A 22,404-nucleotide genomic window follows, 5' to 3' on the forward strand; every position below is an offset into this window, starting at 1 on the left:
TCATTTAGCCGTGTCAACGCGATTTCAGACGGGATAGATAAGGAGAACACACAAAATCAGATCGGTTTACGCTTCACATAATAAGCAAAAAAATGCTGAAGCGCTACCTTCAATACGGCCATCACCGGAACTGCCAAAATCAAGCCAGTAATTCCCGCTATTTCTCCACCCACCAACAGGGCGAATATGATGGCTATCGGATGCAGATGCAAGGTTCGTCCGACAACCTGAGGTGAAATGACATTGCTTTCCAGTACTTGAATACAGGTGTTCACGACTACGATCAGCAACACCATTTTGAAGGAAACCGTAGAAGCCATAACTACCGCCGGAGCAGCCCCCAAAAAAGGCCCCAAATACGGAACAATATTGAAAACCGCTACTACACCTGCCAGCAACAGTGCATAAGGCATGCCAATCAGCATATATCCGATATAAGCCATTACGCCAATAATGACGCATACCAGCAGTTGGCCTCTGACATAGTTGCCAAGCGCCTGATCAATTTCCTTAAGTACCGTTACAATTGCCTTACGGCGAGAACGCGGGAGATAAGATACAATCGTCCGCTCGAACATATCAAAGTCCTTTAAAATATAGAAAATGAGAAATGGCACAATGAACACATTGAACAGCATATTGATCATGCCACCGATGTTATCCATAAAGGTGGAAATTCCCGTAGCCATCCGGTTTTCCAGTTGGAAAAACCACTGATTCATACCGGTTCGCACCCCTGGAGGCAAAATCCCGCTATCCATATTCGACATTAATCCCTGTGCATGCATAGTCAGCTCAGGCAAATGCTCATTCAGCTCATCCAGTTGTTCAATAAACATGGGGATCAGATTCATCAAAATGACAACAAGGCTGGCTAAAAATACAGCATAAATAAGCAGCACCGCTACACTTCGAGGCACCTTGCGACCGCCCAGCATATTGACAATAGGGTTAAGTACATAGGAAATGATCATCGCTACTGCAAACGGAGCAATGATCGTTTTCAGAAATTCATACAGATGCAAAAATAGTGGTCGCAGCAACCAGATAAAATATAGAATGACAAGTCCCAGCAGCGTCCATATTCCGTACCGGAACAGTCTGCTTTTGGTTAGTTGTTCCATATCGTGCCCCCTTACCGGACTAGCCTCCTTTAAGTATATGCTCGTACCTCTACTTTAATCCTTCCCCTGACTTTGAGGCTTTAACATTGGAAGAAATTTCAATAATGACTATGAAGAAAGAATGAAAACAATTGAAAATGATTAACAAAGTCTTTCCATCTGACGATATTAAGTACAAAGAACCATTTAAGCTTTCACATTTCTGAATCATCGGAGGTCGTAGTATGAACTTAAAAATGAAGCTTATTCTCCTCTTCACCTGCATTGTTATCGTTGCAGCCGGGCCTTTGTCGGTCATTAGCTTGACAAGCATTAAAAATCAGGCCAACCGTGACATACAGGAGCTTATGAGCAGTAAAGCCACCGAAACCGTCAATCAGCTTGATGGATGGACACGTGGGAATGCCAAAATTATCGAGACACTGGCTGCAGGTTTGGAATCAGGCAATATTCCGTCAGATGCCAAAATAACTTCTTTAAAGGCAGCCTTTCAAAAGTATAAGGATCAAAGCATCTCTAACATTTATGCCGGATTTGAGAATGGAACCTACTGGGATGGCTCCGGCTGGTTTGAAGCGGGTTACGATCCTCGCGCCCGTCCGTGGTACAAGGATGCCAAAGCCAAGGGGGAAATGTATTATTCCTCACCGTATATTGACGCGGCTAGCACGGATTTTACGATTTCGATTGCCAAACCTCTCAAAGATTCCAACGGTTCCATTACCGGGGTAGTCAGTGAGGACATTTTATTAAACGATATGACAAAAATCATTAAAGACATAAACCTCAACGGATTAGGCTACGCATTTCTGATTGACCAGAATGGAGTCGTGGTCGCCCACCCCGATAGCAAGCTGGCCGGTAAAAACCTCAAGGATATGCCTGAGTTGGGCTCAACAACTGCGGCCCTGCTGAGCGCACCTTCGGGAGAAACAGACTACAGCTATAATGGCAGTGACCGTCAGCTTTATTTTAAAAAAATGCCCAGCACAGGCTGGGTTGTAGGATTGTCTATTTCTAAAGATATTGCTTTTCAGGAGTACTACGCCACTCGTAATCAACTGTTGATTACTGTTGCTATTATTTTCGTCGTTGCTATGCTTTTGGCAGTCTGGGCCGCAAACAGCTTTATCAAGCCGATTCGGAAGCTTCAAGTGAATGTCAAACGGGTAGCTGAAGGAGATATGACAACACGAGTGGAAATTAAGGGTAAGGATGAAATTGCCAGCCTGGGCACGGATTTTAACATCATGTCGGATAATCTCTCCAACCTGTTGCGTAAGGTAGCAGATACAGCCGCCGATGTCAGTTCAGCTTCGCATGATATGCACCAGCATGCCAAAGATACTGGAACCATCGCGTCACAAATCTCCAGTGCAGTTCAGGAGCTTGCTCAAGGAGCGAGCGATCAGGCTGAGGCCGTGTATTCCGGGTCTGAGAAGCTGACTCACATGACTGATTCCATCAACCTGATTGGCGAAAGTGTCAAACGAACCCAATCCGCCGTGTTCGAGACAGATGCTGCCGTGCTGGCAGGGTATGAAACAGCAGAGCGTCAAGCGAAGCTGGCAGCTGAGTCCAGACAAACGACGACTGCGGCAGGAGAAGCCGTAGATTCGCTCACGTTGAAAACTCAGGATATTGAGCGACTGGCCGGTGCCATCCACGATATCGCTGCACAAACAAACCTGCTGGCCCTCAATGCATCCATCGAAGCAGCAAGAGCCGGGGAACACGGACGAGGTTTTGCCGTCGTCGCAGGGGAAGTGCGGAAGCTGGCTGAACAAGCGGGCAGTTCCAGTGACAGTATCATGAGTAAGCTGGAAGAAATCAAAATTGCAGGACTACGAAGCGCGGAGGAAATGAAGAAGGCTCTTTCTGTAACTGTAGAACAGGAGCAGGCTTCCACCGCAACGAGACAGGCGTTTGAATCCATCCGTGGAGCTTCTCAGCATATGCTTACCCAAATTGAGGACGTTACCGCCGCGACGGATCAACTCCGTGTGAATGCCGGACATATTTCAGATGTTATCTCCAGCGTGGTGGCCGTCTCTGAACAAAGTGCAGCTTCTACCGAGGAAGTAGCTTCCTCTGTGCAGGAACAAGGCCATTCCATGAACAATATTGCCGTCCTTTCCTCCAAACTCGATTCGCACGCGGATCTTCTACTGGAAGAGGTCAAACGCTTTAAACTGTAGAAATAGTTTTCTCACAGAACCATGCAAAATAAAAGAGAGTGACCCTCAGGCCAATACAGCCATCGGGGTCACCCTCTTCGTTATTTTTATAAAGCCTTATCTACCCATTTTGTTATATTTTAAGCAATGGGTTAGAGATCACTCCATAGTAGGCAGCCTGTCCGCTCCATGTGAAAGCTTAAGAAGAAGCGTGGATCTGCGGCAAGTCCTGTTGTACCATTTCATCTCCGAAGAACAGGTCATCCAACGAACTAAGCGTTCCATCCTCTTCTACTTGGTAGACGGACATTTTTTCACCATTCACCTGAAGTTCGATAAAGCATCCCCAACAATAAAATTGATGGGAGCCGATTTTGCCGATATCTTTCGAATTACAATTCGGACATCTCAATAAACTCACCCTATCCATTAACAGAATATATGGCTTTTTCCAGACGCTGCTCGCTTAACGGGGGCACCATAACAGCATTTTCCCCGATGGACATATCTTCGGTGCAGGGCAGCCATTTCCGCCCTTCTATAATATCCGATACAAAACCATCGCTGATTTCCAAGCCTATTATGTTATTGCCCATTTCCTGGTCGAAATAAACATCCGAAATGTGTCCGAGCATAAGCCCTTCCTCTGTCAGCACGGATAAATCCTTCAGTTTACCGGGTCCGAGCAAGTACGTATGTTGTATATCACTGGCTTCCTTTTTACGGACAACCTGCTGATTGCGAATCATGATCGCATCTTCACCATAAGCAACAATGTCATCCCAAGCAACCACTTTCACTTGAGAAGAGAAAAGGCCTTTGCCCTCCAACTCGATTCCTGTAATTCTCCAATCAGCTGTCACCATAAAGTCATGTATTTTACCAATCTGCTTCCCGTCCTCTACATCGAAAACGGCAAGCCCGATCATATCTTGAAGCCTCATAATATAGGGTACCTCCTCATTCTGCAAATTCCGAACGAAGGTGCGGTCCTTTTCGTACATGCCTGTCAGACCTTGCTTCCGTTCATGCAATGAAATGGAAAACCGCCCTCCCTTCTTATTGAAATGCGGAGAAAACCCTAGTACCTAGTACGCAGTCGCTTCCATATGGTTTCAATTTTCTTGGCCGTGTATTCCATTTCTTCCGTAGTATTACCCAAACCGAAGCTAAAACGAATCGCTGATTTCAAAACATCTTCAGGAAGATTCATCGCCTGCAGTACATGCGACAACTCCAGAGACCCGGAAGTGCAGGCTGAACCGCTGGCCGCTGCAATTCCTTCCATATCGAGATTCATCAGCATGGTTTCCGTACCAATGGCGGGGAAGCTTACATTTAGGACATTGGGTAAAGAATGCTCTGGATCCCCATTGATCACAAAAGCATCGTTCCCCAAAGTGTCTCCCAATGCTTTCAGCAAGGTCTGACGAAGCGTTGTATCGTACGCCGAACGTTCCTCTATGGACGCACTAGCAAGCGTTGCGGCTTTTGCCAGACCAGCAATTCCCGCAATGTTTTCAGTACCGGCACGGCGCTTCTTCTCCTGAAGTCCTCCATGCATTAGCGGCTGGATGCGTGTACCCTGACGGATATACAAAGCACCCATCCCTTGCGGACCGTTAATTTTATGGCCAGATACGCTAAGCAAATCAATCGGAAGAGTCTGGCAGTCTATGTGAACATGACCGAAAGCTTGAACCGCATCTACATGGAATATGATGCCACGTTCTCTCACAATCTGTCCTATCTCATGGATCGGCTGGATGACGCCTATCTCATTGTTGGCATACATCATGCTGATCAAAAACGTATCCGGCCGTATGGCAGCCTCTACATCCGCAGGGTTCACACGCCCAAAGCCGTTGACCGGAATGTAGGTTACCTCATAACCTGCTTTTTCAAGCTCGTTGCAGGCGTGAAGCACCGCATGATGTTCAATCGCGGTTGTAATGATGTGGCCGGAAGTACGGCCATCTGCCGTAGCCGTCCCGAACAGGGCCAGATTGTCGCTTTCTGTTCCTCCGCTTGTAAATATGATTTCTTCAGGCTTGCAGCCCAAAGAGGCCGCAACGGCATCCCGCGCAGCACTGACAGTGCGCTTGGCATCCCGGCCAAAGACATGAACGCTCGAAGCGTTGCCGAATTGGCCGGTCATGATGTCCATCATAGTCTGCGCAACCTCAGGATGCATAGGAGTCGATGCGGCATGATCCAGATAAATTCTGTTCATGTTAATCCACCTCAAATATAGAACATATAATTATCCAACTCATCATGTTCTTGGTATGTGATCAAATCCTTCAGCGTTGTGGAATCCAGCACTTCTGCAATGCTGTCACGAATTCGCAGCCAGAGCTGGCGTTTTGCTGGATCGTCTTCTTCCGTGAAATCGACCGGAGAAATCGGACCTTCCAATACTCGAATGATATCTCCCGCGGTTACCCCTCCTGGTTCATTCGCAAGAATATAACCGCCGTATGCACCACGGATACTTTTTACCAAACCTGCATTACGCAAAGGTGCAATAAGCTGCTCCAGATAATGCTCGGAGAGCTGATTTTTTTCGGCAATACTTTTCAAAGAAGTCGGACCTTCGCCAAATCTGGCTGCAAGTTCCATCATAATGGTCAGGCCATAACGACCTTTCGTTGATATTTTCAATTGCGCCACCTCACTTATAGTAACAATTCCGTTAAACACGCGGAATAACTGGTGTTGTAAACCTCTCTATTCCGATCCTAACCCTCAGCTTATGTTAACATATTAGGGCAGGTAAAGGGAAACATTACAGTTACAATCTTAAAAAAAGTTGTTTTCGAGCGATTTGGAACGGCTTTAGCCCGTTTTATGTAGTTTTCTCCCATCGTTCGCCTTGTCGTTTAATCGTCCAAACATCGTAACTTATTATCGTTTATGTTACAATAGGTGGGTTCTACAACAATAATGAAAGAATTGGGTGATGACCATGGCTAAAGCCAATCATGAAACCCGTGTCGTCGTCGGGATGTCCGGTGGCGTCGACTCATCCGTTACCGCGCTGCTGCTGAAGGAGCAGGGCTATGACGTAATCGGCATCTTCATGAAAAATTGGGATGACACGGATGAATTTGGCCGTTGTACGGCTGAAGAGGATGCGGAGGATGTGCGCCGCGTCTGTGAACAGATCGACATTCCTTACTATACCGTCAATTTTGAAAAAGAATACTTTGATAAAGTATTCTCCTATTTTCTTGATGAATATAAAGCTGGACGCACACCCAACCCGGATGTCATGTGCAACCGAGAGATTAAATTCGGCGAGTTTCTCAATAAAGCGCTGGATTTGGGAGCAGATTATGTTGCTACGGGACATTATGCACGGGTTGTGGAAGAAGACGGCCGCTTTACTTTGCTGCGCGGTGTGGATAGCAACAAGGATCAGACCTATTTCCTGAATGCGTTAAGTCAAAAGCAGCTGTCCCGGGCCATGTTCCCGATTGGTCATTTGCCAAAGCCGGAAGTTCGCAAAATTGCCGAAGCCGCGGGACTATATACGGCCAAGAAGAAAGACAGCACGGGCGTATGCTTTATCGGCGAGCGTAACTTTAAGGAGTTTCTGAGTGGATATCTGCCTGCAAAAGGTGGAGACATGGTGGATATCGCTACTGGTGAAGTCAAAGGACGCCACGATGGGCTAATGTACTATACACTTGGTCAACGGCAAGGCTTGGGCATCGGCGGCTCAGGTTCAGGTGAACCATGGTTCGTAGCCGATAAGGATCTGGAGAAGAATATTTTGTATGTGGTACAAGGTGATCGTCACCACAGCTTGTATTCCACCAGCCTGATTGCAACCGATGTGAACTGGATTGAAGGCGCAGATGCACGTCCATCCGGGGAATTCCGTTGCACTGCCAAATTCCGTTACCGCCAGCCTGACCAGCAAGTGACTTTACAGTGGCTTGAGGATGGAACCGTACACGTCGTATTCGATGTGCATCAAAAGGCTATTACCCCTGGACAAGCTGTCGTGTTTTATGATGGGGAGCGGTGCTTGGGCGGCGGAACCATTGATAAGGTGCAAAAACTTCTGCCTGAAACAGTTTAAATGAATGACCATTTTCATCAGCACAGTAAAAATTAAAAAAAGTCGTTTCTCCTTATTTGGGAGGAACGACTTTTTGATCACCGTCTAATCTAAAAACAAATTCTCGAATATCTTTGATACTATCAAGATGGGGAGTATCAGATGAACCATTCTTTGTTGCTCTTGTAGAGAATGCGTTATTCTCTATCTTCTTATTCAAATCAATTTCATCGAATTCACCTATAGACTCACCTTTCTTATTGACAATCTCAACTTTTTTTGGATTTTTAATTGTAGGAAGTGATTGGTTTGTTGCTTCATGATGTGAGAATGAGCCTCCACCTTCCCCCTTCGTTATCTGCCACAATTATGTTGAGTTTTTCCCTCTTCCGTTTACACCTTTATGCGGTGGTACTTCCATGCGCCGCCAAAGCTGCTGATCCAATTAGTCCCGGTACGCCAACGATACTCCCTACGCCTGAAGCGGAAACGACAGCTGATAATCCTTCTTCTCGAGCTCCAACCAGCGTCTCACCAGCACCCTGTAATGTCTACGAGAACTGTACATAGTATGTAATGTATTTATTCTTTAAATAGTATATTAATATTTTTTTAATCAGGATTTGTGAGTTTTAACCCGTATGTACAATCAGAAATGTATATAATTCATGCTATTATTTCAATCTACTTGAGGCTGCTCTATTCTTCTTCACCAATTGCATCAACTACATCTTTTAGATGGACTTGGCCCATTAAGCTTCTCTTTCCTGCATCCAAACACAACAATTTGATCATGGCTTATATTAGAGAATGATGTATAAAAAAGCTCACTCCCTTTTTTATCGTTAAAGGAGCAAGCTCACAATATACTTTTTTCAAATTTCTATGTTATCCCACAATTCTAAAATAGTTTTATCGTCAATCTTCCCATCAGCAAACAACTCCCTTGCTGATTCAAACGACTGCGTAAAACTATCTCTTTCACGAGTAAGAAAATACTCTTCTTCATTCTGGCTAATCCAGTAGCCTTCATTTTTATAGTGGAACTGAAACTCTTCCCCCATTTCAAAACGTTCCACCAATTCATTGTATTCCAAAACAATCCCTCCTATTTCTTGTTAACTCTTTTAAATGTCCCATCTTCTTTCCATTCAAAAACATGTTCATGAGGCCACTCTGGATGCTGCTTCGAATTTCCATGATTCGTATAGTCTACATCTCGTATAGCTCTTCCATTCTCATCATAATATCTTCTTGTTTTTATCTCGCCTGTATTTTTATCCAGAATATCAACAGATGAGTTAGGTTCACCTTTAGCAGGATGCGGATTCGTTATCGTGCTTGTGTGATTAGATGAGGGGGTAACATCAATGGGCGTTCCTTTGTTTGAAGTAAGTGTTTGTTTAGATGAACCTCCACCTTCTCCCTTTATCATCTGCAACAGTTCCGATGAGCTTCTCCCTATTCCACTTGCGCTTTTAACTGCGGTTGTACCTCCATGTGTCACTAAAGCCGCTGAGCCGATCAATCCCGGTATTCCGATTATACTACCGACTCCCGTAGATGAAACAGCAACGGATAGTCCTTCTCCACCTGCTCCAACGATTACCTCACCAGCCCCCTGTAATGTCGTAGCTACGTGGCCGAGAATTTCGCCTACTTTAGCTGCCATGGGATGATTATAGTCGCGGTCTTTATCGGGCAACATCCCCAACGTTAAATCTTCCTGAACGGCACCCTTCGCTCCCTGAGCAGTATCCCATAAAATTTCACCTTGAAGCTTGCTAGCTTCTATCTGGGCTTCAGCCTTAGTTATCTCAGCTTGTCCGATCTGTTCAAAAATTTTATGTAGCCAGCCTTCGCCGCTGGATGCTGTTTGTTGGACAGGGAGGCCATTCCCCGGCACATTTAATATGACCTTTTCTCCATCTATCTGTGTGAAACTTTTTGAAATAAAAATGAGTTCCTGTGCTACCGTAGATAATCGTTCAAGCGTCACACTCATAGATTGTTGGGATCTTTGAAAGTCTTGGAAGAAGCGTTGACTTGTCAATCCGTCCCATCCACCTTGGACGAACATCATTTGCCGATTTAGTTGATCACACATGTGTCCCATTTGCTGTTTACCCTGCAAGAACTGGTCAGCCACTTGCATCAGCTTGTCAGGTGGAACTAATATTCTGCCCATTCCATCACGCCCGCTTTAATTTAGATGGAAATAATCTTATCAGAAGGAGATGTTTAGGGATATCCATCAATTATCCTGATATTTCCTTTTAATTGATGTGACATATGAACTGAAATAAAATAGAGATGGCTAAGACTATAGTAATAAATATTGCTATTAAGAGTTAGTATTAAGAGTTAGTATATAGCAATTGCCGCTTCTAAATCCTGATCCTCAACCATATGTTACAGCTTAGGGATGAGGGCTAAAAGCTTTTTACCTTGGATCACAAGGAATTTTTTTGATAACAATCTCATTTGGGTATATGATGTAGACAGATATCATACTTCAATTGAAAAGGAGCGTGCCTTTATGTCTGATTCATTAGGAATGCTGACACCGGGTAAAAAAGTTTCTTTAAAAGAATGGAACCCTAAAGATACGCAGGATATCAAAAATAAAGAAGAAATACAGCAGGAAACAAATCAATTGAAGGAACGTTTCGCGGAATTGCAAAGTAAATTATTTACGGAGAAGAAACAAGCCGTTTTGTTTGTATTTCAGGGCATGGATTGCAGCGGAAAAGATGGCGTGATCAAGCAGGTATTTTCTAATCTGAATCCAGCGGGGGTGACGGTCCATAGCTTTAAATCACCTACGACTGAGGAATTAAGCCATGATTTCCTGTGGCGTGCCCACAGTGTAACTCCGGGGCGTGGATATATTGCAGCATTCAACCGTTCTTATTATGAGGACGTACTGATTACGCGTGTTCACGGACAGGTATCCGATAAGCAGGCCAAACGGAATATTAAACATATCAAGCATTTTGAACAGCTGTTGCTGGATAGTGGTGTAAAGGTGGTTAAAATCTTTTTACATATTTCGAAGCAATTCCAGTTGGAAAAGCTGATCGACCGGATCGAGAAGCCTCACAAAAACTGGAAGCTTGATCCAAGCGATTTGCAGGAACGAAAATTTTGGAAGCAATATACCCAATACTATGAGGACGTACTGGAGCTTAGCGCAACCAAACAAGCCCCGTGGTACGTTGTTCCTTCGGATAATCGTTGGTATAGAGATTATACCGTTTTGCGAATTGCCGTCCAAACGCTAGAGGAAATGAAGCTGTCCGATCCTGATCCAAGACCGGAACTGGAGTCCCTTTTGCCTGAGCTTTATAAAGAACGAGATAAAAAATAACCTCATAGGTGCTGCACTCAATCCATATTTTTATACACACGCTTCATAAAAAAGCTTCCGAAACTTTACTCGGCAGAACATGCCACGGTCTAGTTTTGGAAGCTTTTATTTCTTTTACAGTCTCCATGCGGAGGCTTATAAGGTTTTAACTAAGTCTATAACCGATAACTGCAGCAACAACTCCTATTACCATAGAAGCCAATACATACGCAGTCATGCGCCGGTATTCCCCACGCTCCATCAGTTGAAGAGATTCATAGCCGAATGTCGAAAAGGTCGTATAGCCGCCACAAAAGCCTGTTCCTAGCAGCATCCAGAGTGCAGGAGACAGATGGTGCTGCGTAAATTCACCATACAACCAACCCAGCAGCAAGGAGCCACTAATGTTAATGAGCCACGTTCCCCACGGAAATGCAGTGCCAAACCTCTTTCCGGCCCACATGCCAAGCCCGTACCGGGCCAGTGTACCCGCAACCCCACCTGCCGCCGCCCACCAGATCATATCCGTTCCTCCTTGGGGACAGCTTCCGTCATATTTGTACCCAGACGGATACCTGTCCACGTCAAAAACAGACCGCCGCCCACACTAAGCAGCAGGTATAACACAGCCGTCAGCATACGATCGTGAACCGTGAGGCGTACAGCATCAACTGCAAAGGTGGAAAAGGTAGTGAAGCTACCTGTAAAGCCTGTCCCGATGGCAAGTCGCAAGCGGGGCTTAATCCGCCATGAGCGCAAGGTTACCGTAAAGAACCAGCCAAGGAACAGGCAGCCGATCCAATTGATTAGCAGCACGCCAAGTGGGAAATCGGCCCCAGCCGCAGGCAACAATGATTGCACGCCATAGCGGGCAGAGGTTCCGAGCACTCCACCCGCGGCAACGAATAGCACGTCTTTCATCTTTATATCCCCTTCTTCGCTCTTGCAGAATCATGGTTCAATCGTCTATCACTTACGCGCCGAATATCTGTCTGCATTTAATATTCTACGATTGTGATTCCCGCCACCGTTGATTTTGCCTGATTTTTGACTCATTCCCCTGCTCAGTAGCCTGGTAAAAGGTCTGATCTGCTATCGAATCGGGCAAATATTGCTGTTTGACATAATGGTTCGGAAAGTTATGAGGGTATTGATAGCCAACATGTCCGAGCTTTTCCGAGCCTTTGTAGTGTGCGTCGCGCAAATGCAGCGGCACCTCGGCCGATTTGATATCGTCCATAGCCGACATGGCCCGTGAAATCGCCGTGTATACGGCATTTGATTTGGGACTTTCCACAGCGAACAAAATAGCCTGTGCAATATTCAGCTTGGCCTCGGGCCAACCGTTATTGCGGTAGGCCTCAAGCGCACTCACTGCCTGCACCATCGCCTGCGGATTCGCCAAGCCAATGTCCTCGCTGCTCGCCGCGATCAGGCGGCGAATAAAGGTCATCGGGTCCATGCCGAGCTTCTCTACGGCGTACAGGAACCAGAACAGCGCCGCGTCGCTGGAGCCGCGAATGCTTTTGTGAAAGGCAGACAGCACGTCGTACTGTGTGGACTCATCTGCCTTGACAATCGGGCGGCGGATGGATTCCTCCGCGACTTCCAGCGTCACGTGAACCGTGCCGTCTGCCAGCGGAGGCGTCGTGAGCGCCGCCAGTTCCAGCGCGTTCAAGGCGCGGCGGATATCGCCGTTCGCCATGGATGCGATGTGATCCAGCGCAGCTTCGTCTACCTGAAGCTGCATATAGCCAAGCCCCTTGTCCGCATCGCCCAAGGCGCGGCGCATAGCAGCCAGCGAATGCTCCTGGGTCAGTGATTCAAGCTGAAACAACGTAGAACGGCTCATCAAGGCGCCGTTCACGTAGTGAAAGGGATTTTCGGTCGTGGCGCCAATAAACACGATTGTACCCTTTTCCACCGCAGGCAGCAGTGCATCCTGACGTGAGCTGTTAAAACGGTGCACCTCGTCGAGAAACAGAATGGTTTTTTTCCCATACATCGATTTATTCGTTTGTGCACGGTCAATGACTTCCCTTACGTCCTTCACAGATGCTTCTACTGCATTCAGACGGACGAAATCGCCTTGCGTATGCTGTGAGATGATATGCGCCAGCGTTGTTTTGCCGCATCCCGGCGGTCCGTACAGCAAAATAGAAGAAACCTGATCCGCCTCTATAGCTCTTCGTAGCAGCTTGCCCGCACCGACGACGTGCTCCTGTCCAATATATTCATCCAGCGAGGTCGGACGCAGGCGATCCGCAAGCAACCGATTGCTTGACGTCGACTCCTGGGAATATGAAAATAAGTCCATTTCATTCACTTCCTTAAAATTCAAGTCCTCTATTGCATTAAAACGGGTTGAACCGCCTTTTATTCTATCATAACCGCTCATAAGTTGCAGATAGCATGGTCATGGCACAATATCCGCAAGTATGGCCTACACAATAAGAAAGAACAGCCTTGGACGAAAGATGAATTCCGTGGCTGTTCTCAGACTGGTACTTCTATAATATCGACCACAACGGTGAACAGTAGCTTAAATAATGACGAAAGCGACTTTCTACTGTGTTTTCCCCTTACTCTGGCTGCTTCTGCACATAGCTTGGAAGCGCACCATCATGCATGAGCCACAGCTCATGAAGCGCACGGGTACATCCCACATACAACAGTTTGGCATCCCAGGCCAGCTCTCCATAATGCTCATGGTCAGCATCCGCTACAATGACTGCATCGAACTCCAATCCCTTGGAGAGATACACAGGCAGAACGGACAAGCCACCCTCATATTGCTTTTTACCGCCGTCAATCAGATTTACGTCCAGCCCAGCATTTATGAAAACCTCATGCAGCTCTACAGCCTCTTTTAAGGTACGTGTCAGCACGGATACGGTGCGATATTCCTTGGAGGACAGCTCTTTGAGAGCGGTAAGCAAATGCTGTTCACGCCCCGATGTGTCATAAGACACGGTACGCACCGGATCGCCACTACGAAATACCGGAACTGCTGTAATGCCGCCACGAACTCCCTGCTCCAAAATCGAATTTGCAAATTCTATAATTTCCAGGGTTGATCTATAGCTTCGCGTAAGTGCAAAATACCCCGTATGTTCCGGTACAAAAAGAGAACTCATTTCCTCCCACGCATGCACGCCACGGTATTCGTGAATCCCCTGCGACAAATCGCCAAGTATCGTGAAGGAATGCCCTTTTACGAACAAATCCAGCAATGCGATATGAAAAGGCGAAAAATCCTGCGCTTCATCAATGACCACATGGTCAAAACGCTGAGACGATTCTACCTCATGAATCAGCACGTGGAGATACACCAAGGCAGTCAAATCCTCTTCGCGGATAACCTGATTTCGTAGATCCGACTGTGTAGTCTTGAAAATAGCAGCCGGCAATGAGGCCTTCATCTCCGTAGCCGTTTCTGCGGGTAATCCTTTGGCTGCCTGAAAAAGCTGCTTGTAAAGCGTTAATGCGTCGTATTGAGGCCATTTTTTAGCATATGCCTTTTCACGTGTCCCTGCTTTTTTCTTACGTTCCTTGAGTGCAGCCGCCGAAGGCGATTTTTTCAGCTCCATTTCAATCCAGCGATGGACTCTTGCTAGCACACGCTCCTTCCGCTTCGCGAGCGGATAGGGCTTGTATTCCTCATTGAACCAATTCCAAATCTCAGCTCGCGGCAGCACCGCCCCATCCCAAGGTGAAAAATCGCCTTCCGGTACCGAGATAGGCTCTAGCCGCTCCACAAATGCCTGAAGCAGCTTCATAAAGTGAACCGAACCTTTGAATCGTCCCGGCGCCTCATCCATAGACTTCGTCCGCAGGTTGCCGCTCTCAAACCAATAAGATAACGTTTCGGCAGGGTCCGCCAGAGGTAAATCCAGCCCCAACAAATGGAGCGCCCAGTCCCCAAATGTACGTTGCTGAATATTTCCGACCCCCAGCTCTGGAAGTACATCTGAAATATAATCGAGAAACATATGGTTCGGCGCGAAAATGACCATCTTGTCCGCCGACACTTGATCCTTGTATTGATAAAGCAAAAATGCGAGACGATGCAGCGCTACCGTCGTCTTGCCACTTCCCGCTACCCCCTGAATAACGAGGGCTGTATTTTTGGCCGCACGGATGATCTGATCCTGCTCGGCCTGAATGGTGGATACGATATCCCGTAAACGGTTATCCTTGTTCTCTCCCAAACGGTAAACGAGAAATTCATCGGAAACGGCAGGCCCATCGCTTTCACGATTGTATGTATCGGCTACCCGTTCCAGAATTCTTTTACGGATGACAACGTTGCGTTTCAGATACACCAAGCCCTCAATGGTTCCCTCGGGAGCTTCGTAGGACGCGGTTTCTTCACCACCTGTAAACGAATAAAACAAGCTGGCAATCGGCGCACGCCAATCAATCACAAGCGGATACGCCGATGTTTCTTCACGCTCCACTCCGACTTTACCGATGTACAACGGCTTACGCTGCCCTCTGCCACGCTCGTCAAAGTCCATTCGCCCAAAATAAGGCTCCTGCGCGCTTTTGGCCAAAGCCTGACGTTTTTCCTCCCGCGCGGATTCCAGCACTTGCTCCGTAAAATCATGCCCGGTGTATATCGGCGTATTGCGAAGCCGTTCCAATCTCCGATCAATTTCCTCCATAGCAAGCGACAGCCTGTGCTGTTCTTCTTGATAGGCACTTTGAAACTCATTCTCCATTTCAGTTACCTCCTAAGAATATCAAGTCTCGATTTCTGCATCATCCACTTGCTCCGACACAAAAAAAGGAAAGTAAGCGTAACACATTTAACCACAAAAATCCAATCTTATTTTCTTAAATACGCCTGCTTTCATATAAGAAAGACCTCTTATTAAAGCACAAACTAATGGATTATTCAGATATGGAGCTTTGCCGAAGCAGCAGAGCGGGTGATTTGAATCCGAAAATTGCCCATTCTCCAGTTCAGCGAAGATTGCATACTTCTCTGGTGAACGATATGGTTGCTTTGATATAAAAAACGCCCCTTACAGCAGTAGGTTTTACGAATTAACCTGTCTGTTGCAAGGGGAACATATCACTACACAAATATTCCAACATGATTGTGACTGCCAGTAAATCAGCGGAGCCACCAGGACTAACATTTTTTTGTACAAAATCATCGTTCATTTGATGAATCATGGCGACACCTCTCTCTGACAAGATACCGCCCGCCTCTAGCACCTGCTTGGCATATTGCTGGACATAGGTTAGCATCTCCCTATCGTGTCTGCCAACAACATTCGTATCTTCGTTGACAACCATCAGTTGTAACAGGGTTTGAACACAGATATCATTCACATGGTATCGTTGCGATGACTTCAACTCACGATAGACGGGCAGAGCATACTCTCGCACGGTGGGAAAGCCTGCTTCCACCTCACCACGAATCCCCGTCATTCCCCACTCTTTATACAACCGTTCGCCGACCGTTAAGCCTGTTGATTTTTTCAGGGATGCAAGCTCACTCGCACATAAACCTTTGGTCATCTGAGCAATGGTCTCACAAATAATTTGTTCATCCAGCCTGCTGGCAGCTGCTCGTGTCGTGCAACAATACGCAGCAGCTGCACAAATAATTCCTAACGAAAAAATAAGACCTTTATGTGTGTTCACCCCGCCTGTTGCGGCAAACATAGCCTTTTCGGCTTCCTGCCCCAAGGGACGCAGATTCGTAAATAGTATACGAAGATCCTCTCCATGAAAGGAACCTCCTGCCTTTGCACATCTTTCAAAATAGCCAGAAAGTGCGGCCGCACTAGACATAAACGTAAAGAAGTCCATATCCTTGTGAGCACCACGATTAAACCGATCTACCAGTCCCGGCTTTGGACTGGCGGAGACCTCTGTTAACAGCGCAAGGACAGCTTGTTGACCAAGGCTTTCACATAATAAGCTTATTGTAATCATACATACTAACAACCTTCTTCCCTGGATTTTTTAATGATGATGAACGATCATGCTCGTTTGACTACTTGATGCTTTCGCGTGTAACTGTCCACCAGTGCTTTGATAGCTTCCAGCAATTCGGGAAGTGCATGTGCTCTACTCCGTCCACAACCATGCGCAGCCTGCTCGCACATGAGACATTTTCGCTTGCCCAAGCCAAGTTCATCTCTGGAGATTGCCCCTCCATGGGGTCCAATCACATCCAGATCCAGTAATCTTCCTAGTGGATGCCCATCTTCAATCGCAATGACCAACTTTTTCAATATTCGCGCGTCTGCCTGAACGGCAACATATGCTTCTGGGCCTGTTAGCAGATCATACGCTTCACTGTGCAGCGGTGTCATTTGGTTCACCGCCAGCTGACTCATCAAGATACGATAGCCTTCATGGAAAACGTATTTACTAGTTGGAGAGGACTTCTGTGGTCCTGGGATATTGATCGTCATGCTGATTAGAGGTACCGCGTACCTGCTGATCAGTTGTCTTTGTCTATCTGCCCGGTTTTCGCGTGCCTGTAGCATTTCTTCAAGGGTCACCTCATACGAATACATGTTATGACATCTCCCTGATACGCCTGATGATTTCTCCAGCTTCCACTGACAATAGAAACTGATAGGTCGTGTCCGGTACAAGCTGCTTCACTTTATCCATTTGACCCAGACGGATATATTTGCGGACCGCAGAGGCGCTGATTGCGTCCCCTTCCCATAGCAGTCGCGGTATTTCCTCTACCTCGATTCCAACGGAAGGCAGTAATTTTTTCATGATCGTGTTGTACCTGCGGGTCAAGTCACAGCTTGGCTCCTGACCAATATACCGTTTTTGAATATTTAGCAACGGAGCTATATACTGGCTAAATATTTTTAAATCTAGTGATATATGCGTACTTGCTGCCTCTTCATCATTTTTGAGGAAGTAAGAAGGAAACGTTGCGCCCGAGATGATATAGTCTTTGCCTTTGTGCAAGACCACATTGGCCAAATGTCTCACGCCTTCTTCCACCAGTCTGTATCTGGCATCTGATGGAAAAATGGATCGGTCCTCCCAGACTACAAAAAGATGTACCTTTTCCCACACCGCCGCTGCATGCTCGATTAAGTGCAGATGTCCAAGTGTGAATGGATTACAGTTCATGACAATCGCAGCCGAAGGCACGAGATCGCCCGATTCCTGCAAAAGCTCTTGCTGATACTGCCTGACACCGTCCCATCGGTTTTCCAACAAGACAGCCTTGGAGGATTCCTCCACGATTGGATAAAAGCCGAGATCCTTGAAAATTTGTTTATTTGCTGGTTTTGTATAAATAAACAGGTGAGCCCTTCCCCGCCTGTATTCTTCATTTACTAAATGGCTAACGATTTGTGCCGATAGCCCCTGGTCTTTATAAGCTTCATCCACAGCAATGCACTTCAGCACACTGCCTGAAAAGGAACCCGTAGCGGCAATGTCGCTGCCATCTACAATTTCCATCGTATATTCAATTTGATGGTCTATTCTAAGACCTTGGCGCTTGAGGAAATCGCGAAGCCTTCTTTGAGCGTCTTCAGAGGTTGGATTTAAAACCTCTTCACGCAAATGTTCCATCCACATAGCCATAATGATCACCGTTTTTCTGCATGGAAGTCCGAATAAGTAGAATGACGCATCCAACACTCTGCAAGCGAAAGGATAGGATGCGCATCCTGTTTATTTGTTCTGAAAAGACAATATCTTTATTTTCTTACAACACCGCTTTGTTCTGCGACGATTTTTACTGCTTTACTAACTGCTGCACTTACTCTTTTGTCAATCGCATCTGGAACGATATAGGTATCATCAAGCTCCTCATCTGTTACCAAATCTGCGATGCTTCTGGCTGCCGCTAATTTCATTTCCATCGTGATGTCTGTGGCTTTGGCATCAAACGCGCCTCTGAAAATACCGGGGAATGCCAGCAGGTTATTGATTTGGTTGTGAAAATCCGATCTGCCGGTCGCAACAATTCTTGCTCCGCCTTTGTGTGCTTCCTCCGGCAAAATTTCTGGAATCGGATTGGCAAGTGCAAAAATGATGCTTTCATTGCTCATGGTTTGCACCATTTCTTTTGTCATCACCTCTGCAACCGATAAGCCGATAAAGATGTCCTTGCCTTTGATGACTTCTGCAAGGCTGCCTGTTTCTTTATCACGATTCGTCAGCTTGGCGATTTGCTGCTGAGGTTCATTGAGAGAGGTGTCGCCTTCGACCAAGGCACCATTCATATCGCAGAGAACCATACGCTTCGCTCCTGCAACAAGCAATAGCTTGGCGGTGGCAATACCCGAAGCTCCTGCTCCATTGATGAGGATGCGCACATCCTCCATTTTTTTGCCCACAAGTTTCAAGGCATTAAATAACCCTGCAAGCACAGCAACTGCCGTTCCATGCTGATCATCATGATAAACCGGAATGTTCAGTTTTTCTTTTAATTTGTCTTCAATATAGAAGCATTCTGGCGCCTTGATGTCTTCAAGATGAATGCCTCCAAAACCTGGAGCGATCACTTCAACCGTGCGCACAAACTCGTCTGGATCAGTGCTGTCGATACAGATAGGGTACGCATTCACCCCACCAAATTCTTTGAGCAGCAAGGCCTTGCCCTCAATGACAGGCAGCCCTGCCTCAGGGCCAATATCCCCCAGACCCAGCACTGCTGTCCCATTCGTCAGAATCGCCACGGTGCTCCCTTTAATCGTGTATTCATAGGCCTTGCTCTTATCTTTGGCGATTTCCTTGCATGGCTCGGCAACACCAGGTGTATAAGCTATCGCTAAATCCTGTTTACTTACAACCGGTACTGTTCCTGCAATCTCCAGCTTACCGTTTCTAACGCGGTGTGCCTGTAAGGCGGCTTCTTTTATACTCATAAGTTTGTTTGTACTGAGCAGCTGCTCAATACTTCCTCCTCTTGGTTTATAATTTTAGCGTCCTTGTTTCACTTGACGAATTACATCAATTACAGAACCATCACGATATTTGATAACACCCACAATTTTATCTTCCCATTGAATCGGCTCTGGTTTGCCGACAATCCGCGTAGCCTTCTCTTGCAACTCTTCGATCGTGAAGACAGGGAGCTTGGCGGCTTTGAAGCTAGCCAGGAGATCTTGGCGGAGAGGGTTCACAGCGATGCCCTGATCGGTAACCAGTACGTCAACCGTATGACCTGGTGTGATAATGGTATTTACACGATCAAGAATGGCAGGCATTCTTCCGCGAATCAGCGGAGCGACGATGATCGATACTGCAGCGCCTGCCGCCGTGTCGCAGTGTCCGCCGGAAGCTCCACGGATGACCCCATCGGACCCAGTAATTACGTTCACATTAAAATTCAGATCAATCTCCAGCGCACTCAGCACAACAACATCCAGTTGGTGAGCAGCGCAGCCTATATTTTCAGGGCTTGCATAATATTCCGCACAAATTTGTTGATGGAATTTGTTCTTTCTCAGCGATTCTACGGCACGCAGGTCGAAGCTCTGCACGTCCAAAAGCTTTTCAATCAAACCTTCTTCATGCAGGTCAACGATTTGTTGGGTAATACCCCCCAGCGCAAAGCTTGCTTTGATATTGGCGGCAAGCATTTTTTCCCGTAGAAATCTGGTAGTTGCAAGCGCAGCACCTCCAGAGCCGGTTTGTAATGAGAATCCATCCACGAAATATCCGGATGCTTCAATCACATCTGCCGCGTTTTTGGCAATTAACAGTTCCTTCGGATTCTTCGTGTAACGGGTAGCCCCTGAGACAATCCCCTTCTGATCACCGATGCGATCCACGACGACCACATAATCTACCTGGGTTTCAGGAATGGCGAATGGAGTGTTCGGATAGGAGACCAAATTGTCAGTGATCATCACAACATTGCGCGCATACTGTGCATCTACCATGGCATAACCCAGGGAGCCGCATGCCGATGGAGCCTCGTTTACGCTGGAAGTTCCGTTTGCATTGCCGTATGCATCGCAAGAAGGAGCGCCCAAAAAGGCTACGTCAATCGGGCATTCCCCTGATGCAATCGCTCTTGCGCGACCACCGTGAGAGTTAATCGTCACCGGGATATCAAACAATCCGTAGGAATATGCCTGAGCCAGCTCGCCTCTAAGGCCACTGGTCTCGATTCTGCGGATGACACCATTTCGCACATGCTCTACCAACGGCGCATGAATATCCGTCAAGGAGCTGGCTGCCAGGACAAGATCACGAATACCCATTTTGGCGATTTTATCAATAACCATATTCAAGATAAAGTCCCCGTTGCGGAAATGGTGGTGGAACGAGATCGTCATCCCATTACGCAGGCCCGTAGCTTCAATGGCTTTCTCCATCGAATCCATGATTTTGTTTTTGGCAGGGTTTTGCTGGCGGTCTTTTAACCGCTCTGTATTTTTAAATTGCCCGTAAGTTGATTTGCGATCAAAGGGAGTTATCGCATCAAGTCCCTCAATAGCTAGAGGAATTTCTCTCCCAGCACCGTTTAGCATAACATTCACCTTACTCTACGTTTATTTTTGCCGCTTCCGCCAAGTCAAGTACTCTACGTGCACGTTCTATAATCGGACGGTCGATCATTTTACCGTCGAGACTGATCACACCTGAGCCTTTTGCCTCCGCTTCGAGACTGGCCTCAATGATCCGCTTTGATTTTTTGATCTCTGTTTCTGTTGGTGTATAGATGCGGTTTACAATCTCGATCTGACGTGGGTTAATAATGGATTTGCCATCAAAGCCTAGCTGTTTGATCAGCTTCACCTCGTTGGCAAAGCCCTCCTCATTATTTACATCCGAGTAGACTGTATCGACAGCAGCAATGCCAGCAGCTCTTGCCGCAAATAATATAAGGCTTCGTGCTGTCAATAGCTCAATGCCTTCTGGCGAGCGCGTTGTCTTCAGGTCGGTGACAAAATCCTCCGCTCCAATGGCGATGCCGATAAGCCGCTTGCTGGCAACCGCAATTTGCGCCGCATTCAATGCGCCCTTACCACTCTCAACCGCTGCAAAAAGCTTGATTGTCCCATGCTCCATGCCGATCTTTTGTTCAATTTCGGTAATCAATTCATCGGCCTCAATCACGTCATCGGCTGTCTCCGTTTTCGGCAATCGAATGGCAGTTGGCTTCGCTCGTACAATCGCTTCAAAATCGTCTCTGCCATACGGCGTATTGAGTGGGTTTACCCTGACCAGCACCTCGATGCCCCCGAAATCAAAGGTTTTTAAGGCCTGGTAAACCAGCAAACGTGCCGCATCTTTTTCGTATAGGGAAACGGAATCCTCAAGGTCGATCATAATCGAATCTGCCCCATAGATATGGGCGTCCCGGATCATCCCTGGGTTATTGCCTGGAACATACAACATGGTCCTTCTCAGTTTCTGCATCTATTCCGCCTCCCATGGTCGGCAGTCGCCCTCGACCACTCTGCTTACGGCTGTCATTACTCTAGCCTTAATGGCGCAATCCAGTGCGCCTTTATCATTCGCGCGGACATATGCATGTTCAATGCCCATTTCTTGTAATGTTTCGAGAATCACTTTGCGAATCTGGTTCCCAAACTGGTTCTCTACGGTACTTTTCAACTCGATTTCAATACCTTTTGTCCCGTTCGGCTCGATGGAAATCGTAATATCGCTTGATTCCAGTGTGCCGGCCATACCTACTTGCTGAATAATCAATGTCTACAC

23 protein-coding genes are annotated in these 22,404 nt (G+C 46.8%); 4 read left to right on the plus strand and 19 right to left on the minus strand.

Annotated elements, in window-relative coordinates; translation table 11 throughout:
• Nucleotides 1–56: 56 nt before the first annotated feature.
• Nucleotides 57–1,124: an AI-2E family transporter gene (locus tag LCF57_RS27275; RefSeq protein ID WP_226003466.1), complete on the minus strand. Its 1,068-nt coding sequence runs from the start codon at nucleotides 1,122–1,124 to the stop codon at nucleotides 57–59.
• A gap of 224 nt (nucleotides 1,125–1,348) precedes the next feature.
• On the opposite strand from LCF57_RS27275, the gene LCF57_RS27280 reads away from it, so the two are divergent.
• Nucleotides 1,349–3,322, plus strand: coding sequence for a methyl-accepting chemotaxis protein (locus LCF57_RS27280; RefSeq protein WP_226003467.1), 1,974 nt, complete (start codon nucleotides 1,349–1,351; stop codon nucleotides 3,320–3,322).
• A 178-nt stretch (nucleotides 3,323–3,500) separates the two neighbouring features.
• Here LCF57_RS27280 and LCF57_RS27285 read toward each other — a convergent pair whose 3' ends face one another.
• The 4 genes from LCF57_RS27285 to cymR all read right to left on the minus strand — a co-directional run bounded on the left by LCF57_RS27285 (nucleotide 3,501) and on the right by cymR (nucleotide 5,965).
• Nucleotides 3,501–3,713, minus strand: coding sequence for a hypothetical protein (locus LCF57_RS27285; protein WP_025718630.1), 213 nt, complete (start codon nucleotides 3,711–3,713; stop codon nucleotides 3,501–3,503).
• Between the two features lie 10 nt (nucleotides 3,714–3,723).
• Complete coding sequence (locus LCF57_RS27290; protein WP_226003468.1) at nucleotides 3,724–4,245, minus strand: PRC-barrel domain-containing protein; 522 nt, start codon at nucleotides 4,243–4,245, stop codon at nucleotides 3,724–3,726.
• 137 nt (nucleotides 4,246–4,382) lie between these two features.
• Entirely contained in the window at nucleotides 4,383–5,534 is a 1,152-nt protein-coding gene (locus LCF57_RS27295; RefSeq protein WP_226003469.1) for a cysteine desulfurase family protein, read from the minus strand.
• A gap of 11 nt (nucleotides 5,535–5,545) precedes the next feature.
• On the minus strand, nucleotides 5,546–5,965 hold the full coding sequence (gene cymR, locus LCF57_RS27300; RefSeq protein ID WP_226003470.1) for a cysteine metabolism transcriptional regulator CymR: 420 nt from the start codon (nucleotides 5,963–5,965) through the stop codon (nucleotides 5,546–5,548).
• A 304-nt stretch (nucleotides 5,966–6,269) separates the two neighbouring features.
• Here cymR and mnmA point away from each other — a divergent pair, with 304 nt between their 5' ends.
• Nucleotides 6,270–7,391 carry a tRNA 2-thiouridine(34) synthase MnmA gene (gene mnmA / locus LCF57_RS27305; protein WP_226003471.1) on the plus strand — a complete coding sequence of 374 codons (1,122 nt, stop codon included), beginning with the start codon at nucleotides 6,270–6,272 and terminating at the stop codon, nucleotides 7,389–7,391.
• Nucleotides 7,392–7,443: 52 nt separating this feature from the next.
• On the opposite strand, the gene LCF57_RS27310 is transcribed toward mnmA, so the two are convergent.
• From LCF57_RS27310 to LCF57_RS27325, 3 genes are all read right to left on the minus strand, one after another.
• Nucleotides 7,444–7,737 carry a hypothetical protein gene (locus LCF57_RS27310; RefSeq protein WP_226003472.1) on the minus strand — a complete coding sequence of 98 codons (294 nt, stop codon included), beginning with the start codon at nucleotides 7,735–7,737 and terminating at the stop codon, nucleotides 7,444–7,446.
• Nucleotides 7,738–8,245: 508 nt separating this feature from the next.
• Nucleotides 8,246–8,467 carry a hypothetical protein gene (locus LCF57_RS27320; RefSeq protein ID WP_226003473.1) on the minus strand — a complete coding sequence of 74 codons (222 nt, stop codon included), beginning with the start codon at nucleotides 8,465–8,467 and terminating at the stop codon, nucleotides 8,246–8,248.
• Nucleotides 8,468–8,478: 11 nt separating this feature from the next.
• Nucleotides 8,479–9,525, minus strand: a complete 1,047-nt coding sequence (locus tag LCF57_RS27325) for a WXG100 family type VII secretion target (protein WP_413232240.1) — start codon at nucleotides 9,523–9,525, stop codon at nucleotides 8,479–8,481.
• A gap of 384 nt (nucleotides 9,526–9,909) precedes the next feature.
• On the opposite strand from LCF57_RS27325, the gene LCF57_RS27330 reads away from it, so the two are divergent.
• Entirely contained in the window at nucleotides 9,910–10,740 is an 831-nt protein-coding gene (locus LCF57_RS27330) for a PPK2 family polyphosphate kinase (protein ID WP_226003475.1), read from the plus strand.
• Nucleotides 10,741–10,885: 145 nt separating this feature from the next.
• Here the strand turns inward: LCF57_RS27330 and crcB (LCF57_RS27335) are convergent, their stop codons facing one another.
• The 4 genes from crcB (LCF57_RS27335) to LCF57_RS27350 all read right to left on the minus strand — a co-directional run bounded on the left by crcB (LCF57_RS27335) (nucleotide 10,886) and on the right by LCF57_RS27350 (nucleotide 15,443).
• Nucleotides 10,886–11,242 (minus strand): fluoride efflux transporter CrcB, encoded by a 357-nt coding sequence (gene crcB / locus LCF57_RS27335; RefSeq protein ID WP_226003476.1) that lies wholly within the window; start codon nucleotides 11,240–11,242, stop codon nucleotides 10,886–10,888.
• Nucleotides 11,239–11,640 (minus strand): fluoride efflux transporter CrcB, encoded by a 402-nt coding sequence (gene crcB, locus LCF57_RS27340; RefSeq protein WP_226003477.1) that lies wholly within the window; start codon nucleotides 11,638–11,640, stop codon nucleotides 11,239–11,241. Before crcB (LCF57_RS27340) ends, crcB (LCF57_RS27335) begins: the two co-directional genes overlap by 4 nt.
• A gap of 85 nt (nucleotides 11,641–11,725) precedes the next feature.
• Nucleotides 11,726–13,036: a replication-associated recombination protein A gene (locus LCF57_RS27345; RefSeq protein ID WP_226003499.1), complete on the minus strand. Its 1,311-nt coding sequence runs from the start codon at nucleotides 13,034–13,036 to the stop codon at nucleotides 11,726–11,728.
• Between the two features lie 265 nt (nucleotides 13,037–13,301).
• The gene (locus LCF57_RS27350) at nucleotides 13,302–15,443 is read right to left on the minus strand and encodes a HelD family protein (protein ID WP_226003478.1); all 2,142 of its coding nucleotides are present in this window, start codon (nucleotides 15,441–15,443) and stop codon (nucleotides 13,302–13,304) included.
• Nucleotides 15,444–15,610: 167 nt separating this feature from the next.
• Here LCF57_RS27350 and LCF57_RS27810 point away from each other — a divergent pair, with 167 nt between their 5' ends.
• A complete protein-coding gene (locus LCF57_RS27810) occupies nucleotides 15,611–15,739 on the plus strand; it encodes a hypothetical protein (protein WP_264083842.1) in 129 nt (42 codons plus the stop codon).
• A gap of 32 nt (nucleotides 15,740–15,771) precedes the next feature.
• On the opposite strand, the gene citG is transcribed toward LCF57_RS27810, so the two are convergent.
• The 7 genes from citG to citD form a co-directional block, all read right to left on the minus strand.
• On the minus strand, nucleotides 15,772–16,671 hold the full coding sequence (gene citG, locus LCF57_RS27355) for a triphosphoribosyl-dephospho-CoA synthase CitG (protein WP_226003479.1): 900 nt from the start codon (nucleotides 16,669–16,671) through the stop codon (nucleotides 15,772–15,774).
• A 47-nt stretch (nucleotides 16,672–16,718) separates the two neighbouring features.
• A complete protein-coding gene (gene citX, locus LCF57_RS27360; protein WP_226003480.1) occupies nucleotides 16,719–17,261 on the minus strand; it encodes a citrate lyase holo-[acyl-carrier protein] synthase in 543 nt (180 codons plus the stop codon).
• Between the two features lies 1 nt (nucleotide 17,262).
• Nucleotides 17,263–18,294, minus strand: coding sequence for a [citrate (pro-3S)-lyase] ligase (gene citC, locus LCF57_RS27365; RefSeq protein ID WP_226003481.1), 1,032 nt, complete (start codon nucleotides 18,292–18,294; stop codon nucleotides 17,263–17,265).
• A 128-nt stretch (nucleotides 18,295–18,422) separates the two neighbouring features.
• A complete protein-coding gene (locus LCF57_RS27370; RefSeq protein WP_226003482.1) occupies nucleotides 18,423–19,595 on the minus strand; it encodes an NADP-dependent malic enzyme in 1,173 nt (390 codons plus the stop codon).
• A 54-nt stretch (nucleotides 19,596–19,649) separates the two neighbouring features.
• Nucleotides 19,650–21,209, minus strand: a complete 1,560-nt coding sequence (citF, locus tag LCF57_RS27375) for a citrate lyase subunit alpha (protein WP_226003500.1) — start codon at nucleotides 21,207–21,209, stop codon at nucleotides 19,650–19,652.
• 10 nt (nucleotides 21,210–21,219) lie between these two features.
• On the minus strand, nucleotides 21,220–22,101 hold the full coding sequence (gene citE / locus LCF57_RS27380) for a citrate (pro-3S)-lyase subunit beta (protein WP_226003483.1): 882 nt from the start codon (nucleotides 22,099–22,101) through the stop codon (nucleotides 21,220–21,222).
• Nucleotides 22,102–22,395, minus strand: a complete 294-nt coding sequence (citD, locus tag LCF57_RS27385; protein ID WP_160789916.1) for a citrate lyase acyl carrier protein — start codon at nucleotides 22,393–22,395, stop codon at nucleotides 22,102–22,104.
• Between the last annotated feature and the right edge of the window lie 9 nt (nucleotides 22,396–22,404).

The organism is Paenibacillus sp. BJ-4, assembly GCF_020404765.1.
Classification (GTDB): Bacteria; Bacillota; Bacilli; order Paenibacillales; family Paenibacillaceae; genus Paenibacillus.

Coding starts and splice junctions, on each gene's coding strand:
- citF (WP_226003500.1), bottom strand. CDS start 21,209: ATGCTAAACGGTGCTGGGAGAGAAATTCCTCTAGCTATTGAGGGACTT.
- citE (WP_226003483.1), bottom strand. CDS start 22,101: ATGCAGAAACTGAGAAGGACCATGTTGTATGTTCCAGGCAATAACCCA.
- LCF57_RS27325 (WP_413232240.1), bottom strand. CDS start 9,525: ATGCAAGTGGCTGACCAGTTCTTGCAGGGTAAACAGCAAATGGGACAC.
- LCF57_RS27290 (WP_226003468.1), bottom strand. CDS start 4,245: ATGAGGCTTCAAGATATGATCGGGCTTGCCGTTTTCGATGTAGAGGAC.
- crcB (WP_226003476.1), bottom strand. CDS start 11,242: ATGATCTGGTGGGCGGCGGCAGGTGGGGTTGCGGGTACACTGGCCCGG.
- LCF57_RS27350 (WP_226003478.1), bottom strand. CDS start 15,443: ATGGAGAATGAGTTTCAAAGTGCCTATCAAGAAGAACAGCACAGGCTG.
- LCF57_RS27345 (WP_226003499.1), bottom strand. CDS start 13,036: ATGGACTTATTTTCATATTCCCAGGAGTCGACGTCAAGCAATCGGTTG.
- citG (WP_226003479.1), bottom strand. CDS start 16,671: ATGATTACAATAAGCTTATTATGTGAAAGCCTTGGTCAACAAGCTGTC.
- LCF57_RS27330 (WP_226003475.1), top strand. CDS start 9,910: ATGTCTGATTCATTAGGAATGCTGACACCGGGTAAAAAAGTTTCTTTA.
- LCF57_RS27295 (WP_226003469.1), bottom strand. CDS start 5,534: ATGAACAGAATTTATCTGGATCATGCCGCATCGACTCCTATGCATCCT.
- citC (WP_226003481.1), bottom strand. CDS start 18,294: ATGGAACATTTGCGTGAAGAGGTTTTAAATCCAACCTCTGAAGACGCT.
- LCF57_RS27280 (WP_226003467.1), top strand. CDS start 1,349: ATGAACTTAAAAATGAAGCTTATTCTCCTCTTCACCTGCATTGTTATC.
- crcB (WP_226003477.1), bottom strand. CDS start 11,640: ATGAAAGACGTGCTATTCGTTGCCGCGGGTGGAGTGCTCGGAACCTCT.
- mnmA (WP_226003471.1), top strand. CDS start 6,270: ATGGCTAAAGCCAATCATGAAACCCGTGTCGTCGTCGGGATGTCCGGT.
- LCF57_RS27370 (WP_226003482.1), bottom strand. CDS start 19,595: ATGAGTATAAAAGAAGCCGCCTTACAGGCACACCGCGTTAGAAACGGT.
- LCF57_RS27275 (WP_226003466.1), bottom strand. CDS start 1,124: ATGGAACAACTAACCAAAAGCAGACTGTTCCGGTACGGAATATGGACG.
- citX (WP_226003480.1), bottom strand. CDS start 17,261: ATGTATTCGTATGAGGTGACCCTTGAAGAAATGCTACAGGCACGCGAA.
- LCF57_RS27810 (WP_264083842.1), top strand. CDS start 15,611: ATGGATTATTCAGATATGGAGCTTTGCCGAAGCAGCAGAGCGGGTGAT.